This is a genomic window from Pseudocitrobacter sp. CD920760, assembly GCF_057782505.1.
In genome coordinates this window covers 3,424,274-3,438,682 of record NZ_CM173490.1, presented here as the reverse complement: position 1 = coordinate 3,438,682, position 14,409 = coordinate 3,424,274, and the positions used below count along the sequence as shown (strand labels likewise).

The window sequence follows — 14,409 nt, the reverse complement described above, 5'->3', positions numbered from 1 at the left end:
TCTGTGATGTTGGGTAAACTCTAAGAATGATATTATCCGGTGATATTTGCCGGAAAAATCCATTCGCGGTGACAGGACTTATCGTTGAGGAGTGAAAATGCTCAGGCTGGAAGATTTAACCCTGTTCGTGCGCGCGGCGGCATTAAGCAGTTTCAGCGAAGCGGCGCGCGAGGCCGGTCTGCCGCCTGCGCAGGTGAGTTCCGCCATTAAGCGTCTTGAGACGGCGCTTAATATCCGTCTGTTCGCCCGCTCAACGCGCAGCCTGCGCTTGACGCCAGAGGGCGAAACCTGGCTGCCCTACGCCACGCAAATGCTGGAAACGATGCAGGCCGGGCTCCAGCAGATTCAAACGCCCGACGATGAAATTCGCGGTACGCTGCAAATTGCGGTGCCTTCTGATTTGGGACGAAATCTGCTGCTCGGTATTTTCCGCCAGTTCCGCCAGCGCCACCCGGCGCTTAAGCTGCGCATTCTTTTCTCTGACCAGGTGACGGATGTTTTTAAAGATCCGGTTGATGTCGCCTTTCGCTACGGTACCAATGAGGATGCATCGTACGTCGCGCTGCCCATCGCACCGGATAATCGCCGCGTGCTGGTCGCATCGCCAGAGTGGATCGCCAAAAATGGCGAACCGGCAACGCCCGCTGATTTAGAAAAGTGTGATGCGCTGACCTATGTCCTGCGAGGTCGATTGTTCGATCGCTGGACGCTTACCGCCGGGGGAGAAACCCACGAAGTGCAGGTCAATGGCACGATTATCAGCGATGACGCGGAGGTTATACGCCGACTGGCGATTGCCGGGGAAGGCATTGCCAATAAGTCCTGGCTCGACGTCAGTGAAGATGTCTTTCAGGGACGACTGAAATTGCTGCTGCCGGACTATGAAGGCGACTGCGTGCCGCTGAACATGATTTGTCCGCATCGCAAGCAGCTCTCGCCTGCGGTGCGGTTGTTGTATGAGGCAGTGAAGGAACGCTGTGAAGCGCTGGTGCAGCGCAGGGGCTAATTCCCCTGGCGCTGGACGACTGAGTTATAGTTAAACCGCTGATAGTGATAATGGCTCACGCAGAATTCAAACGGCTGACCATCGTTAAGATAGGTCACGGAGCGCGTCACGCTGACCGGCTCCGTTGGCGTGAGTCGGAGCCAGGTTTGTGCGTCCTCATTGCTGGGTAGCGAAGAAAACTGGGTATGACTGCTGGCCGGGATTTTTTTCAGCGTCTTTTCAACGTATTGATACACAGAGCCTTGCGCGTCCTGACGGGTAAACTCCGGCAGAATGCGTAGCGGTATCCAGGTTTCTTCAATCGAGAGCGGCAGTTCGTCAATGTAGCGTACGCGGCGAAAATGCCAGGCGAACTGATCGACGCTTATTGCCAGGTGGTTAGCGATATCCGGTGGTGGGTTTGCCGTTTCAAACGCCAGTAGGAGGCTGCTGACATTATGTCCCTGCGCGGCGTTAATGGTACTCACGCCGAGAATAGGCGGGTTTCTTTCCCCTGCGAGCGGCAATGGCTGTGGCGTTGCGGTTTTCACCACGGTACCGAGCCCGCGCTGACGCGTAATAAAACCTTCATTGACCAGAATATCCAGCGCGTTGCTCAGCGTGATTTTGCTGCAACTGAATTCCACGCAAAGCTGATGTCCGTACGGGATCTTTTCACCCGGTAAATATAATTTATCCTTAATTCTTTCTCTGATTATATTTGATATTTCAATATATCGGCGCAACGCATCTCTCCTTTTATGTCAGCGGCAGTATATCGCAGATGCTAAATTTTTATCCAGATCTCATTTATTTTAAAAGTAGTCTACTTTTAAAATAAAGGCATTGACTTGAATCTATCCCGGCGACATTCTTGCTCCTGTTAGTTGTAATGAATAAATAAAATATTCATATGGATAATTAGATTTGCGTATTCATTGTTGTGATTTATTAAGTCATTTACACAGGAACATGCCATGAAAGATATCTTATTGAAGAAAACACTTTCATTAGCTCAGTGGATGGGTTCACAAATACATCTGCGCACCATGCGCGATGCATTCATAATGTTAATACCTTTTTTAGTGCTGTCCGGGATGATGATTCTGATTAATAACGTGGTTATTAATCCTGGCGGGATTTTATCGGGAATCGTTGCCGATACAACGTTATCCTCCTGGCAAGCGGTCGGTTATAAAGTGGTTAATGGAACCATGAATATTCTCGGCATGCTGATTGGCCTGGTCTTCAGCTACAACCTGGCCCGCAACCGGCAGTTTGCTAACCCGCTGATGGCCGCGCTGGTTGCCGTCAGTTGTTTGTTCGTGCTTATGCCTGTGGTGAACGCCTTTACACCCGAGGGCGCAACGGCGGAGGTGATGATTAAAAGCGCGGCCCCTTACGCGCTTTTGGGCACCAGCGGAACCTTCGTGGCGCTGGTTTGCGGCGGGCTGGCAACGGAATTATTTATCCGCATCAGCAAGAATAAGCATCTGCAAATTCGAATAGAAGGCAACGTACCGCCAGCGGTCATTCAATCTTTTAACACGCTGTTTGCGGTGATGATTACCGTGCTGCTGTTTGCTTTTGTCTCTTATCTGATGGTGGTTGTCGCAGGTGTTGAACTCCATGAGCTGATTAACATGGGGATTCAGAAACCGTTGCTGGGCCTGGCAACCAGCCTTCCGGCCTATATTCTTATCGATATCATCAACAACTTCGTCTTCTCTTTGGGCATCAACCCCGGCGGGATCACCGGTGCAATTCTGGAAGCGCCGATGTTAGTCGCGATGCAGCAAAATATGGACGCGTGGGCGACAGGACGAGAAATACCGAATATTATTGTGCGCCCCTTCAGCGATCTGTATGGCCGTATGGGGGGAACGGGGATCACGTTGTGTCTGATTATCGCCGTGTTTATTCGCAGTAAACGTAAAGAACTACGTTCATTTTCGAGGACGGTGATGCCAACCACGCTGTTTAATATTAATGAACCGGTTATCTTCGGCTTTCCGATTATTTTTAACCCCATTCTGATGATTCCGTTTACCTTTATTCCGTCCATCTTATATATCATCGCCTATTATGCGACGGCATGGGGCTGGGTATCAAAAATTGTCGTTTTCGTACCGTGGTCCGTTCCACCTTTAATTTCGGGTTATCTGGCAAGCGGTGGCGATTACCGTAACGTGATTTTGCAATTTATTCTTCTGGTGCTGGGGGTATTACTCTACATGCCATTCCTGATGCTTTATGAAAAAGTCCTGAATGCACAGGATAATCCGGCGCATTAATAAATGAAAACAAGGATGAATGATGAAAAGTATTCTGCTTATCTGCAATGAAGGTATGTCTACTGGCTATTTGTGCAACAAAATGAACGAAGTGGCACAAACAGAAAATATTGATGCAAAAGCCTGGGCTATCCCTGAATCGGCGCTCGAAGGGCATTATCGCACGGCGGATGTGATTATGGTGGGCCCGCAAATTAGTTATCTGCTTGACTCCATTCGCCAGCGCGTCAATAACGAAATTCCGGTTGGGGCGATTAACCCGGTGGATTTCGGGCGAATTAACGCCAAAGCGGTGCTGGATCACGCGCTTTCGCTTACTGACAAACAGGCGGCGTCATGAGCACGACGACTCTCTTAACGCGCATCACGGACGTGTCGCAAAAGATGGCGTCCGAGGTTCACCTGCGAAGCCTGCGTGACAGCTTTATTATCACCGTGCCGTTTTTGGTACTGGCGGGTCTGTTCATTATGGTCAATTACGTTTTCCTTGACCCTAATGGCATGATGGGAAAGTGGTTTTCCAGTGAGGCGCTTCTGGCGGCCAGAAGTATTGGCGACCGTATTCTGAACGGAACGATGAGTATTCTGGCGCTGATGCTGGTGGTGCTTATCGCCTGGAGTATTGCCAGCAAGCGTAAATTCGCCGCGCCGATGATTCCGGCCATGGTTTCCCTGGCGGCATTTCTGGTGCTGATGCCGCAACAGGTGCTGTTAACACCGGTTAACAGCACAACGGCGGTTGCCGTCAGCGGCGTGATATCGCTGGCGCTGACCAACGCGGGCGGCATCTTTATGGCGATTTTGACTGCTATCGTCGCCACCGACCTTTTCCTGTGGGTGGCCAAAACCCGCTGGCTGCAAATTCGCATGGGGGATGAAGTGCCGCCGATGGTGACGCAGTCCTTCCAGTCGATGTTTTCGATAATACTGGTGGTGCTGGCCTTTGCGCTGCTGGCGGCGGGTGTTAAAGCTGGAACGGGAAAAGAGGTGCACGAGATTATTCAGGCATTGATTCAGGCGCCGCTGGTGCATCTCACCACCAATTTGCCGGGTTTCCTGGTGCTGACGACGCTCACCAATTTCCTGTTCTCGCTCGGTATTCACCCGTCGGGCATTATTAACCCGATTCTGGAGCCGCCGCTGTTGGTCGCGATGCAGGAAAATATGGCCGCGTTTGCGCATGGTGATATTCCGCCGCACATTATTGTGCTGCCGTTTCGCGATCTCTACGGCCATATGGGCGGTACGGGCACCACGCTTGCGCTGCTGCTGGCGATATTTCTGCGCAGTAAAGTCTCCAGCCATCAAAAACTGGGGCGCACGGTGCTGGCGCCGGGATTATTCAACATTAATGAGCCGGTTATTTTTGGTTTCCCGGTGTTGTATAACCCGCTGATCATGATCCCTTTCATCATCTACCCGCAAATTAACTTTGTGATTGCCTATTTCGCCACTCAGTTGGGTATGGTCTCCAAAATAGTGGCCTTCGTGCCGTGGTCGGTACCGCCGCTGCTCTCCGGCTGGTTAGGTTCCGGCGGCGATTTCCGCAACGTTATTTTACAGGTCGCCTTACTGGCGCTAGGCGTGGTGATTTATCTGCCGTTCCTGATGGCCTATGAAAAAACGATTGTTGAAGCCAAAGTTAAAACGCTGGTCGATTCATTATCCACTGAACAACCCACACCCGCAGAGGACACCCGCGAATTAAGCGTACTGAGCAATAAAACCATTATTTTGACCTGCAATGAAGGGATGTCCACCTCAATCATGGCGAACAAAATGCGCAAATATGCCGAAGCGTGTGGCTATGCACTCAACGTGTACGCCATCAATATTGGCCGAATAGAAGAGGAGTATCAGAAAGCCGATCTCATTCTGTTAGGCCCGCAGGTGGTGTACATGAGGGAATCCATTATGAAGAACATCGACAACGCCTGCCCGGTGGTGGCGATCAATGCAGAGTACTTCAGCAAGCTGGATGGTAAGTCCGCCATCGAGGACGCTGTTGTTATTTTGAATAACAGAACACAGCATTAACAGGAGGTTAATTGTGATTAATAGCGCCTTTATTGGCTTTGGAAAAAGCGCAACCCGTTATCATCTGCCCTATGTGCTGGTGCGCAAGGACAAGTTTAACGTCAGCAGAATATTTGACCGTGTCAGAGTACCCGCGCGCGAACAGCAGCCTGAATATGCCGGTATTCAGTTTACCTCACAAGTTGAAGATATTTTGAACGACCCAACCCTATCCCTGGTGACGGTGTGTACGCATCCGGATAGCCATTTTCACTATGCCAAACTCTGTCTTGAGCATGGTAAAAATGTGCTGGTCGAGAAACCGTTCACGACCACGCTCGAAGAAGCGAAGACACTCTTCGCCCTGGCGCGTGAAAAAGGGCTACTGGTGACCCCTTTCCAGAATCGTCGTTTTGATAGCTGTTTCCTGACCATGAAACAGGTTATTGAAAGCGGCAAGCTTGGCACAATTGTGGAGGTGGAGAGCCACTTCGACTATTTCCGCCCGCAGGCCGACCGCCAGCCGGGAGGGCATTTTGACGGCGCGTTTTATGGCCTTGGCGTACATACCCTTGATCAAATGCTGGCATTATTTGGCCGCCCGCAGCAGGTTTATTATCATCTGCGCCATTTGCGCCAGCCGGATAACCCGGATGACACGTTCGAAGCGCAGCTCATTTATGGCGATATGAAAGCCATTATTAAAACCAGCCATCTGGTGAAAAAGCCGTATCCTAAATTCCTGGTCCACGGTACGCGCGGAACCTTTATTCGCGATGAAATAGACCAGCAGGAAACCAGCCTGAAAGCCAATATTATGCCGGATAATCCCTTATTCGCCGCAGATGAACACCCTAGCGTACTTGACTATATCGACGAGCAGGGCAACAGCCAGCAAGCGTTTATTCCGGCGGTTAAAGGTGACTATGGTCGGGTCTATGACGCGCTGTATGAAACATTAACCACTGGATGCGCAAACTACGTCAGCGAGCTGGAAGCGCTGACTAATCTGGAGATTCTGGAACGCGCGTTCCAGCAGCCATCGCCGTCACTGATCGCGTTATCTTAAGGAGAATATATGCAACGGATTTTAAATTGCCGCACCCGTGATTTTGCCAAACCGGCTGCTGCAAGCGAGCTGGTGCAGGCCATTGTCGCTTCTGAAGGACGCGTGATTATGGCGGAAGTCGCGGCAGGGGCGAGCCCGCTGTACGGCGAAGTGACCAATGGCGAGCTGCTTTGCGCGTTTGGCTGCGATCTGCTGCTGGTAAAAGGAATGAATTGCCGCACTCAGGCGATTCAGGGATGTGAAAACCTTGCCCACTTCAAAGCGCTGACGGGGCGACTGATTGGCGTCAGCATGGAAGTGCTGGCAGATCCGTCGCTGGACGATCCTCGCGCCTGTAACCTGAATAATCTTGCGCTGCTGCAGGAGGCAGATTTTTACTGCCTGACGGCGTATGACAAACCGGGCGTCACCGCTGAGCGCGTCATTGACGCACTGCGCCAGATTCGCGCGATGACCGATAAAATGATCCTGGTGGCGAAGTTTTATGCGTCAGGCCTTGCCGAACCGCAGGAGTACGCCCGCTATGTTCTGGAAGGTGCCGATGGCGTGATGATTCCCGCGCCAGCCAGCTGTCGCGGCGCCTCAGAGGAGAAGGTGGCCTTTGCGCTGGCGGCGGTTCAGGCCGTCGGTGGCGTGGGCATCACCACGCTCAGCAGCAGCCAGGAGGGCGCAGATGAAGAAACGGTGCGGCAAATTGCACTCGCCAGTAAGCGCTGCGGCGCCGATATGTACAACTTCGGCGATGCCGGTGTCGCCGGAATGGCTGACCCGCAAGCGCTGTATGCGTTTTCGATGGCCGTTCGCGGTCGCCGCCACACCTGGGTGAGAATGGCGGCGTCGCTGGCGCGCTAAACCAGCGTCATCAAAAAGAATCCGGCAGCGGTCATCAGGAGCGATCCCACCACGTGAGTCATCACCGAAATCATCGCCCACAGATAGTTGCCATTTTGCAAAAGGGTGACGATCTCCGCCGAAAAGGTGGAAAAGGTCGTCATCCCGCCGCAAAGCCCGGTGGTAATCAGTAACTTCCATGCCGGGTCCAACTGCGGCTGGCGCAAAAAGAACGCCAGCGCCGCGCCAATAATAAAACCACCGACCAGATTAACCACCAGCGTTCCTGGTGGCAGGCTGGGGAAAAGGCTGTTCAGTTTCATCGACAGCCACCAACGAATGACACACCCGGTAGAGCCGCCAATAATAACGGCCAGTAATGAACGATACATCACGCGCGTAAATCCTTATGCTAAATGTTTGATCAGCACATCCACCGTCAGATGATTGATGTACTCAAGGGAGTGGGAGGCGAGCACGCCCAGCAGGCGATTGTGATGTCCGGCGATGACCAGATCGATACGGCGATCGCGGATACAGGATTCGACATCTTCAAAGCGACGGGTCGTGACCAGTTCCAGCGTTTGTACCGGTAAGGAAACGGATTCCGCCAGCTCGCTCAACAGGGCTTTGGCCTGAATGACTTCCTGCGAAACCACGTCATCCATCAGGCTGTCGGAGACATAATTGAGGGCGCGATAATCGGTGCTGATATGCGCGATGGTTATCGTCATCGCGTTCTCCTGCGCCATTTTTGCGGCGTGATCGAGCAGGGGAATGCCATCAAGACTGTTGTTAATCAGCACCAGCGCATGGTTGTAAACAGGCATAAAAAAACCTCGTCAGGTTGCGAGGTATGAGCGGGTCTTTAAACGACAGACAGCCTGACATACCTCCATGTTAAGAGGGTATACCAGGCGTCATCAGCCCCAGCAGGGCGGTTGGGAAAGGTGGAACGCCATCACCTTTATGAATAATTGTGGGCCGATGAGGGGGGGAATGCAAATGGTTTGTGCGGCTTGCTTCCACCCGGCACTTGCCGTAACCTGCTGCGATACACGAATTTGTTGTATTGATGACTCGGGGTGCCCTTCCTTCGTGAAGGCTGAGAAAAACCCGTACCACCTGATCTGGATAATGCCAGCGTAGGGAAGTCAGAGACCGTCAGGTCATTGCTTCTGGACGTTCTGGCAGGAGCAAACCATGCAAGCAGAGCCGCTTAGTCCCGCGCAAATCGCGCATTCGTTACATCTTTTTCGTCATCACGCCCCCCTTGTTCACTGTATGACTAACGACGTCGTGCAGACCTTTACCGCCAACGTATTGCTGGCGCTCGGTGCATCCCCCGCGATGGTGATTGATGCGCAGGAAGCCGCGCAGTTCTCTGCCATTGCCGATGCGTTATTGATAAACGTCGGCACGCTAACGCAGCCGCGCGCGCAGGCGATGAAAGCCGCCGTGTTGAGTGCGAACGCTGCGGGTAAACCCTGGACTCTCGACCCTGTCGCCGTGGGCGCGTTAACGCTGCGCACCGAGTTTTGCCACGACCTGTTGACCTTAAAACCTGCCGCCATTCGGGGAAATGCCTCCGAAATTATGGCGCTGGCGGGAATGAGCGCGGGCGGGCGCGGCGTGGATACCACCGATACCGCCGCTGCTGCGCTACCGGCGGCGCAGGCTCTGGCGCGTCAGATCAATACCATTGTGGCGGTGACGGGCGAAGTGGATTACATCACCGATGGACAACGCGTTGTCGCGGTAACGGGCGGCGACCCGTTGATGACCCGGGTAGTGGGGACGGGCTGTGCATTGTCTGCGGTCGTCGCGGCAAGCTGTGCGCTGCCGGGCGACAGGCTGGATAACGTTGCCTCTGCCTGCGCCTTTATGAAACTGGCCGGTGGTCGTGCGGCGGTCGATAACGGACCGGGCAGTTTTGTCCCCGCATTTTTAGATGCGCTGTATGCACTGAATGGGGAGGCACTGGCATGAAACGGATTAACGCATTAACCATTGCCGGTACCGATCCAAGCGGTGGCGCGGGCATTCAGGCGGATCTGAAAACCTTCTCAGCATTGGGCGCATACGGCTGTTCGGTGATCACCGCGCTGGTGGCGCAGAACACCCATGGCGTGCAGTCGGTCTATCGTATTGAACCGGATTTTGTCGCTGCGCAGCTGGATTCCGTGTTTAACGATGTGCGCATCGATACCACCAAAATCGGTATGCTGGCGGAAACTGATATCGTTGAAGCCGTGGCGGAGCGATTACAGCGCCATCGGGTGGAAAATGTGGTGCTGGATACGGTCATGTTGGCCAAAAGCGGCGATGCGCTGCTATCGCCCGCGGCGGTAGAAACGCTGCGTCAACGCCTGCTGCCACAGGTCTCGTTAATTACGCCGAATCTGCCGGAAGCGGCGGCATTGCTGGATGCGCCGCATGCGCGGAATGAGCGTGAAATGCTGGAACAAGGGCGCGCGCTGCTGGCGATGGGCTGCGGCGCGGTCCTTATGAAAGGCGGCCATCTTGACGATGCGGAAAGCCCCGACTGGCTGTTCACCCGCGACGGCGAGCAGCGTTTTACCGCACCACGCGTCATGACCAAAAACACCCACGGCACGGGTTGTACGCTGTCGGCTGCGCTGGCAGCACTGCGTCCGCGCCATAGCTGCTGGGGCGACACGGTGCTGGAAGCGAAAACCTGGCTTTCTGCCGCGCTGGCGCAGGCCGATACGCTGGAAGTCGGCAGTGGAATTGGCCCGGTGCACCATTTTCACGCCTGGTGGTGATCACCTGCATTTGGATGGATGACAAATGCAAAATTGCCTGATGGCGTTGCGCTTATCAGGCCTACAGAGAGTGTGCAATATATTGAATTTGTGAAGTTTTGTAGGCCGGATAAGGCGTTTACGCCGCATCCGGCAAATATCAGCACCACGCCACCAAAACGCGCTTGATGAATTCCTGATTAATGGCGCACCAGCGTGGCAAAGTAATACACCAGCGGCACTGCCAGAATCCATAAGCCGAGAGGGATTTCCCGCCACTTCCCGGCAATGGTTTTAATCATCACATAGAACAGCAACCCACCCGCGATACCCGTCCCGAAGCTATTGGCGATAAGCGTAATCATCACCATCATCAGTACCGGTAAGCCGTCGGTGAAATTCGCCAAATCCACCTTACGCAGGCCGCTAAACATATTCAGGCCAATCAGGATCAACGCCGGGGCTGTGGCTTCTTTGGGGATCATCAGCGCAACGGGGGTGAACAGCAGCATCAGCAAGAACATGATGGCGGCGGCAAGCGCAGTCATGCCGGTTTTACCGCCTGCTTCCGCCGAGGCTGAAGACTCAATCAGCGCCGTCGCGGCCGGAATACCGACCCACGGGCCCAGCGCGGCGGCAATGGAGTCAACCATAAACGGGCGGTTGATGTGCGGCATATTGCCTTCTTCATCCAGCAGGCCCGCTTCACCGCCGACGGCAAGCGTGGTGCCCATGGTTGAGAAAAACTCTGAGGCAAAAAAGACAAACAGATAAGGCAGGAAAGCGATATTCAGCGCGCCAATGATATCCACCTGCGCAAACACCGGAGTTAATGAGTGGGGCAGGGCGATAAAGCTTGATGGCAGGTGCGTGACGCCCGCCGGGATACCCACCAGCGTCGCACACAGAATTGCCCACAGGATAGCGCCAGGAATACGACGCGCCTGCAGGGCAATCGCCAGAAACAGCCCGCACAGCGCCACCAGCGCGCCCGGCGAAAGAAAATCCCCCAGCATCAAGGCGTTATTTTTGGCGCTTGCCAGCACCAATCCGGCATTACGAAAACCGAGCAGGGCAACAAAAATACCGATAGACGCCGTCAGCCCCAGTTTGATGGATTGCGGCACCGAGCGGGTGACCACTTCACGCAGGCCAAAACGGGTGAGCAGGAAGAACAGTACGCCAGACCAGCAGGCAATCCCCAGCCCAATCGGCCAGCCAATTCCGGCGTTTCCGGCCAGCGACACACCGACTAATACCGAGCCGCCAATTCCCGGGCCAACAATAAACGGCAGATTGGCATAAAACGCCATCAACAGCGTGCCGACAACAAACACTAAAATGGTGCCGGTAGTCGCCGCGCCTTTATCCATCCCGCCCGCAGCCAGCAAACCGGGGATCACCACCAGCAGATAAGCGGCGGCGAGAAACCCCGTGATACCCGCCAGACATTCGGTGCGTGCAGAGCTTCCGCGAGCGCGTAGGGCAAAACAACGTTCCAGCCAGCTCTCAGAGGCAGGCGTATTGATTGAGTGGTCGGCCATTTAGTGGGCGCTCCTTTGCTGATGCGAATAGTGAATAACCGGGTCGATAATCTGACGCGTTGCGCCATCGGTGAGCCCCAAATCCGTCAGATGTGGCCCGGCGTTACAGGCAAGGCAGGTGCCTTCAATGGCCTTAAATACCCGATACGGCGGCTGCCAGTCGGCAATGTCACCGCTACGCTCGCGCAGATTGCGGAATGCGGCCGCCAGTTCAGGGGCTGGAAGGTCAGAGAGCATTCCGGCAATCGGCATCGCCACGTGGGCGACTATCTCGCCATGCTGTGACAGCGCCATCCCGCCGCCGCTGGCAATCAGGGTATTGGCTGCCAGCGCCATTTCTTGCGAGCAGCGCCCCAGCACCACCAGGTTATGCGAATCGTGTGAGTAACTGGTGGCGATCGCCCCCTGAAGTTCACCCCATCCTTCCAGCAGGGCGATTTGCGGTTTTGCCTCGTGGCGACCATGGCGATGCTGAACCCAAATCAGACTGAACCCGGTAGGGAGCACGACGCGGCCTTCGCGGATTTGCACATCGACTTCACCCCATTCGGTAAAACGCGCGCCGCGAATATGTTTTAGCCGCGCGTCGCCATGCTCAACGTCGGCGATGCGCAGGGCGAAATCGTCCGGGCTGAGCGGCGCAAGATGCATGGTATCTGGCAACGCAGGGTGACTCGCCGCCGCCAACGGTTCAAGCATTGCGCCATCGCGGGCGATACGTTTCCCGCCGACGTAGACCTGGTGTGGTCGAATCGTTTGCAGGGAATCCAGCACCACCAAATCCGCGCGGCGGCCGGCGGCAATCAGCCCTAAATCATCGCGCTTAAGCCTCAAAGCACCGTTGAATGTCGCGAAACGCAGCGCATCGACGGCGGGTAAACCATGCTCAATCAACAGATTCAGCAGCGCCACGATACCGCCTTTTTCCAGTAGCATATCCGGGGGCACATCATCGGTGCAGAGGGTAATCTGCGAGGAGAGATGCGGGAGCGTCTTCAGCGCCGCCACGATATCCGGCAGCAGATAAGGATGCGAACCCCGAATTTCCAGCGTCAGCCCGGCGCGCAGTTTTTCCAGCGCATCTTCGGCGGAGGTGAGTTCATGATCCGACGTCACGCCCGCCGCGAGGTAAGCCTGTAACCCGGCCCCGCTCAGCCCGCGTGCGTGGCCTTCAATCAGCTTACCGCTTTGTAAGCCGCAGCTAAGAATCTCCTGCATCCGCGCGCTGCCATTCAGCACGCCGTGCATATCCATTACTTCCGCGACGCCACACACTTCCGGCCAGTTGAGCATGGTTTCCATCTCCGCGCCGGCGAAATCGGCCCCGGACATCTCCAGCCCCGGCGTGGAGGGTACGCTGGACGGTGCAGCAATCATCACGTGCAGCGGAAGATTGCGGCTGGCATCGATGGCAAAACGCACGCCTTCCACGCCCAGCACGTTCGCCAGCTCGTGGGGGTCCCAAAACACCGCAGTCGTGCCCTGCGCCAGCACAATCTCCGCGTAACGGGCGGGGAGGAGATGTGAACTTTCCAGGTGTACGTGGGTGTCGATAAAACCTGGAGAGAGGTAAGCGCCTGCCAGCGAGTGCGTCTCGGCGGCGTCGCTTCGGCTACCGCGCGGATGCACGCTGGCAATCATGTCACCGACGATACCCACATCCGCTTCGCGAATTTCGCCGGTGACCATATCCACAATGCGGGCATCGGTAAGCAGGAGATCGAAAGGCGCGTCGCCTTTTGCGGCGTCTATCGCCCGGCGGCGAGGGGAGGCAGTGGTAAGCATAGATATCGTTCGGTCATTCAATATGGGGGCTACTTTACGAAGTGTGAAAGGTGATAGCAAACGTTTGCCTCGCTGAAAAAATTTATCACCTGATAAGAAAAGGTTATTCTGCGACAAACGAACAATGCGAAACCCATCATGACTGAACCCTGGCAACGGCTTCCCGCACTCTCTTTAAAGCAGCTTCAGTATTTTGTTACCCTGGCCCGGTTGCGCCACTTCACCGACACCGCCAGTAAGCTTGCAATAAGTCAGCCCGCACTGAGTAGCGCGCTGCGGCAAATTGAAACGGTGCTGGGCGGTAAGCTGGTTAACCGGACCGCCGCCGCCGTGACGTTGACGGAACTGGGCGTTGCCATTCTTCCTCATGCCGAACGGGTGCTGAACGTCGCCCAGCAGGCGTTCAGCGATATGCGGCAAATTGTCGAATCCGGGGGCGACGGCACCTTGCGTATTGGCCTGGTGCCCTCGGTGAGTTCGCTGTTGTTCCCGACCGTGGCTGAACGGCTGGCGCAGGCATTTCCCCGGCTGAAGGTGGAGTTTCACGATCTCACTAACGATGCGTTAGTGACGCAGATAGTGAACGGGCAGCTGGATTTCGGCATTGGCGCGCTGGACAGTTCTGTCTCTCCGGCATTACAGGTTTTCCCGGTGCTGGAGGACCCCTTTGTCGCTGTCCTGCATGCCGACGATCCGCTTGCCCAATCGGCACATCTTCCGTGGCAGCAGCTTGCTGGCCGCGATGTGGCCGTCTTTTCCAAAGGCAATATTCAGCGGCTGGTGGGGGCACTGGACGAGAGTCAGCGTCTCAACCTGCATATTCGCTATCACGTGGATTACATTGAAACCCTGTACGGCCTGGTACGCTCTCGGCTGGCGGCGGCAATTTTGCCGCAGCTTTATACTGCGCACCTCTGCGACCCGCAGTTGAGGGTGCTACAGCTTCAGCAGCCGGAACTCACGCGTACCGTCGCGTTGATGCGCAACGCAGCACCGCTGCCACCGCAGGTAGAACAGGCCTTCACACTGCTACAGCGGGCGGTACGCCACGAATGAATCTCCTTTGCGCATCAGGTGTAGTTTTCCGACGTGGTGCCACCTATACTGGCTCGGGGCCCAT

Annotated in this window: 14 protein-coding genes and 2 riboswitches; of the genes, 9 read left to right on the top strand and 5 right to left on the bottom strand. The window is 55.1% G+C overall.

Annotated elements, in window-relative coordinates:
- Window positions 1-97: 97 nt before the first annotated feature.
- A complete protein-coding gene (locus tag AC1MKH_RS16200; RefSeq protein ID WP_276220506.1) occupies window positions 98-1,006 on the top strand; it encodes a LysR family transcriptional regulator in 909 nt (302 codons plus the stop codon).
- Here the strand turns inward: AC1MKH_RS16200 and AC1MKH_RS16195 are convergent.
- Window positions 1,003-1,731, bottom strand: coding sequence for a GntR family transcriptional regulator (locus AC1MKH_RS16195; protein WP_276220505.1), 729 nt, complete (start codon window positions 1,729-1,731; stop codon window positions 1,003-1,005). The two genes, AC1MKH_RS16200 and AC1MKH_RS16195, sit on opposite strands and share 4 nt — an antisense overlap.
- Before the next feature lie 231 nt (window positions 1,732-1,962).
- On the opposite strand from AC1MKH_RS16195, the gene AC1MKH_RS16190 reads away from it, so the two are divergent.
- The 5 genes from AC1MKH_RS16190 to AC1MKH_RS16170 are packed head-to-tail and all read left to right on the top strand — an operon-like array spanning window position 1,963 to window position 7,216.
- A complete protein-coding gene (locus AC1MKH_RS16190) occupies window positions 1,963-3,279 on the top strand; it encodes a PTS sugar transporter subunit IIC (protein WP_276220504.1) in 1,317 nt (438 codons plus the stop codon).
- Window positions 3,280-3,298: 19 nt separating this feature from the next.
- Window positions 3,299-3,619: a PTS sugar transporter subunit IIB gene (locus AC1MKH_RS16185; protein WP_144052236.1), complete on the top strand. Its 321-nt coding sequence runs from the start codon at window positions 3,299-3,301 to the stop codon at window positions 3,617-3,619.
- The gene (locus tag AC1MKH_RS16180) at window positions 3,616-5,316 is read left to right on the top strand and encodes a PTS transporter subunit EIIC (RefSeq protein ID WP_276220503.1); all 1,701 of its coding nucleotides are present in this window, start codon (window positions 3,616-3,618) and stop codon (window positions 5,314-5,316) included. Before AC1MKH_RS16185 ends, AC1MKH_RS16180 begins: the two co-directional genes overlap by 4 nt.
- Before the next feature lie 10 nt (window positions 5,317-5,326).
- The gene (locus AC1MKH_RS16175; protein WP_276220536.1) at window positions 5,327-6,364 is read left to right on the top strand and encodes an oxidoreductase; all 1,038 of its coding nucleotides are present in this window, start codon (window positions 5,327-5,329) and stop codon (window positions 6,362-6,364) included.
- 9 nt (window positions 6,365-6,373) lie between these two features.
- Window positions 6,374-7,216 carry a DUF7916 family protein gene (locus AC1MKH_RS16170; RefSeq protein ID WP_276220502.1) on the top strand — a complete coding sequence of 281 codons (843 nt, stop codon included), beginning with the start codon at window positions 6,374-6,376 and terminating at the stop codon, window positions 7,214-7,216.
- On the opposite strand, the gene crcB is transcribed toward AC1MKH_RS16170, so the two are convergent.
- Together crcB and AC1MKH_RS16160 are read right to left on the bottom strand one after the other, a co-directional pair.
- Window positions 7,213-7,587 carry a fluoride efflux transporter CrcB gene (gene crcB / locus AC1MKH_RS16165; RefSeq protein WP_149462419.1) on the bottom strand — a complete coding sequence of 125 codons (375 nt, stop codon included), beginning with the start codon at window positions 7,585-7,587 and terminating at the stop codon, window positions 7,213-7,215. The two genes, AC1MKH_RS16170 and crcB, sit on opposite strands and share 4 nt — an antisense overlap.
- Window positions 7,588-7,602: 15 nt before the next feature.
- Window positions 7,603-8,025: a universal stress protein gene (locus tag AC1MKH_RS16160; protein WP_276220501.1), complete on the bottom strand. Its 423-nt coding sequence runs from the start codon at window positions 8,023-8,025 to the stop codon at window positions 7,603-7,605.
- Between the two features lie 77 nt (window positions 8,026-8,102).
- Window positions 8,103-8,170: riboswitch (Fluoride riboswitch) on the bottom strand.
- A gap of 96 nt (window positions 8,171-8,266) precedes the next feature.
- Window positions 8,267-8,364, top strand: a riboswitch (TPP riboswitch).
- Between the two features lie 34 nt (window positions 8,365-8,398).
- Here AC1MKH_RS16160 and thiM point away from each other — a divergent pair.
- On the top strand, window positions 8,399-9,184 hold the full coding sequence (gene thiM / locus AC1MKH_RS16155) for a hydroxyethylthiazole kinase (protein ID WP_276220500.1): 786 nt from the start codon (window positions 8,399-8,401) through the stop codon (window positions 9,182-9,184).
- Window positions 9,181-9,981, top strand: a complete 801-nt coding sequence (thiD, locus tag AC1MKH_RS16150; RefSeq protein ID WP_276220499.1) for a bifunctional hydroxymethylpyrimidine kinase/phosphomethylpyrimidine kinase — start codon at window positions 9,181-9,183, stop codon at window positions 9,979-9,981. The genes thiM and thiD overlap by 4 nt, the downstream gene beginning before the upstream one ends.
- 179 nt (window positions 9,982-10,160) lie before the next feature.
- Here the strand turns inward: thiD and AC1MKH_RS16145 are convergent, their stop codons facing one another.
- Window positions 10,161-11,504 (bottom strand): NCS2 family permease, encoded by a 1,344-nt coding sequence (locus AC1MKH_RS16145; protein WP_253897544.1) that lies wholly within the window; start codon window positions 11,502-11,504, stop codon window positions 10,161-10,163.
- Window positions 11,505-13,289: an adenine deaminase gene (locus AC1MKH_RS16140; protein ID WP_276220498.1), complete on the bottom strand. Its 1,785-nt coding sequence runs from the start codon at window positions 13,287-13,289 to the stop codon at window positions 11,505-11,507. It abuts the gene before it with no gap.
- A 138-nt stretch (window positions 13,290-13,427) separates the two neighbouring features.
- Here AC1MKH_RS16140 and AC1MKH_RS16135 point away from each other — a divergent pair, with 138 nt between their 5' ends.
- The gene (locus tag AC1MKH_RS16135) at window positions 13,428-14,345 is read left to right on the top strand and encodes a LysR family transcriptional regulator (RefSeq protein ID WP_276220497.1); all 918 of its coding nucleotides are present in this window, start codon (window positions 13,428-13,430) and stop codon (window positions 14,343-14,345) included.
- The last annotated feature ends 64 nt before the right edge of the window (window positions 14,346-14,409 follow it).

Coding starts and splice junctions, on each gene's coding strand:
- AC1MKH_RS16145 (WP_253897544.1), bottom strand. CDS start 11,504: ATGGCCGACCACTCAATCAATACGCCTGCCTCTGAGAGCTGGCTGGAA.
- thiM (WP_276220500.1), top strand. CDS start 8,399: ATGCAAGCAGAGCCGCTTAGTCCCGCGCAAATCGCGCATTCGTTACAT.
- AC1MKH_RS16185 (WP_144052236.1), top strand. CDS start 3,299: ATGATGAAAAGTATTCTGCTTATCTGCAATGAAGGTATGTCTACTGGC.
- AC1MKH_RS16170 (WP_276220502.1), top strand. CDS start 6,374: ATGCAACGGATTTTAAATTGCCGCACCCGTGATTTTGCCAAACCGGCT.
- AC1MKH_RS16190 (WP_276220504.1), top strand. CDS start 1,963: ATGAAAGATATCTTATTGAAGAAAACACTTTCATTAGCTCAGTGGATG.
- AC1MKH_RS16160 (WP_276220501.1), bottom strand. CDS start 8,025: ATGCCTGTTTACAACCATGCGCTGGTGCTGATTAACAACAGTCTTGAT.
- thiD (WP_276220499.1), top strand. CDS start 9,181: ATGAAACGGATTAACGCATTAACCATTGCCGGTACCGATCCAAGCGGT.
- AC1MKH_RS16180 (WP_276220503.1), top strand. CDS start 3,616: ATGAGCACGACGACTCTCTTAACGCGCATCACGGACGTGTCGCAAAAG.
- AC1MKH_RS16140 (WP_276220498.1), bottom strand. CDS start 13,289: ATGCTTACCACTGCCTCCCCTCGCCGCCGGGCGATAGACGCCGCAAAA.
- AC1MKH_RS16200 (WP_276220506.1), top strand. CDS start 98: ATGCTCAGGCTGGAAGATTTAACCCTGTTCGTGCGCGCGGCGGCATTA.
- AC1MKH_RS16135 (WP_276220497.1), top strand. CDS start 13,428: ATGACTGAACCCTGGCAACGGCTTCCCGCACTCTCTTTAAAGCAGCTT.
- crcB (WP_149462419.1), bottom strand. CDS start 7,587: ATGTATCGTTCATTACTGGCCGTTATTATTGGCGGCTCTACCGGGTGT.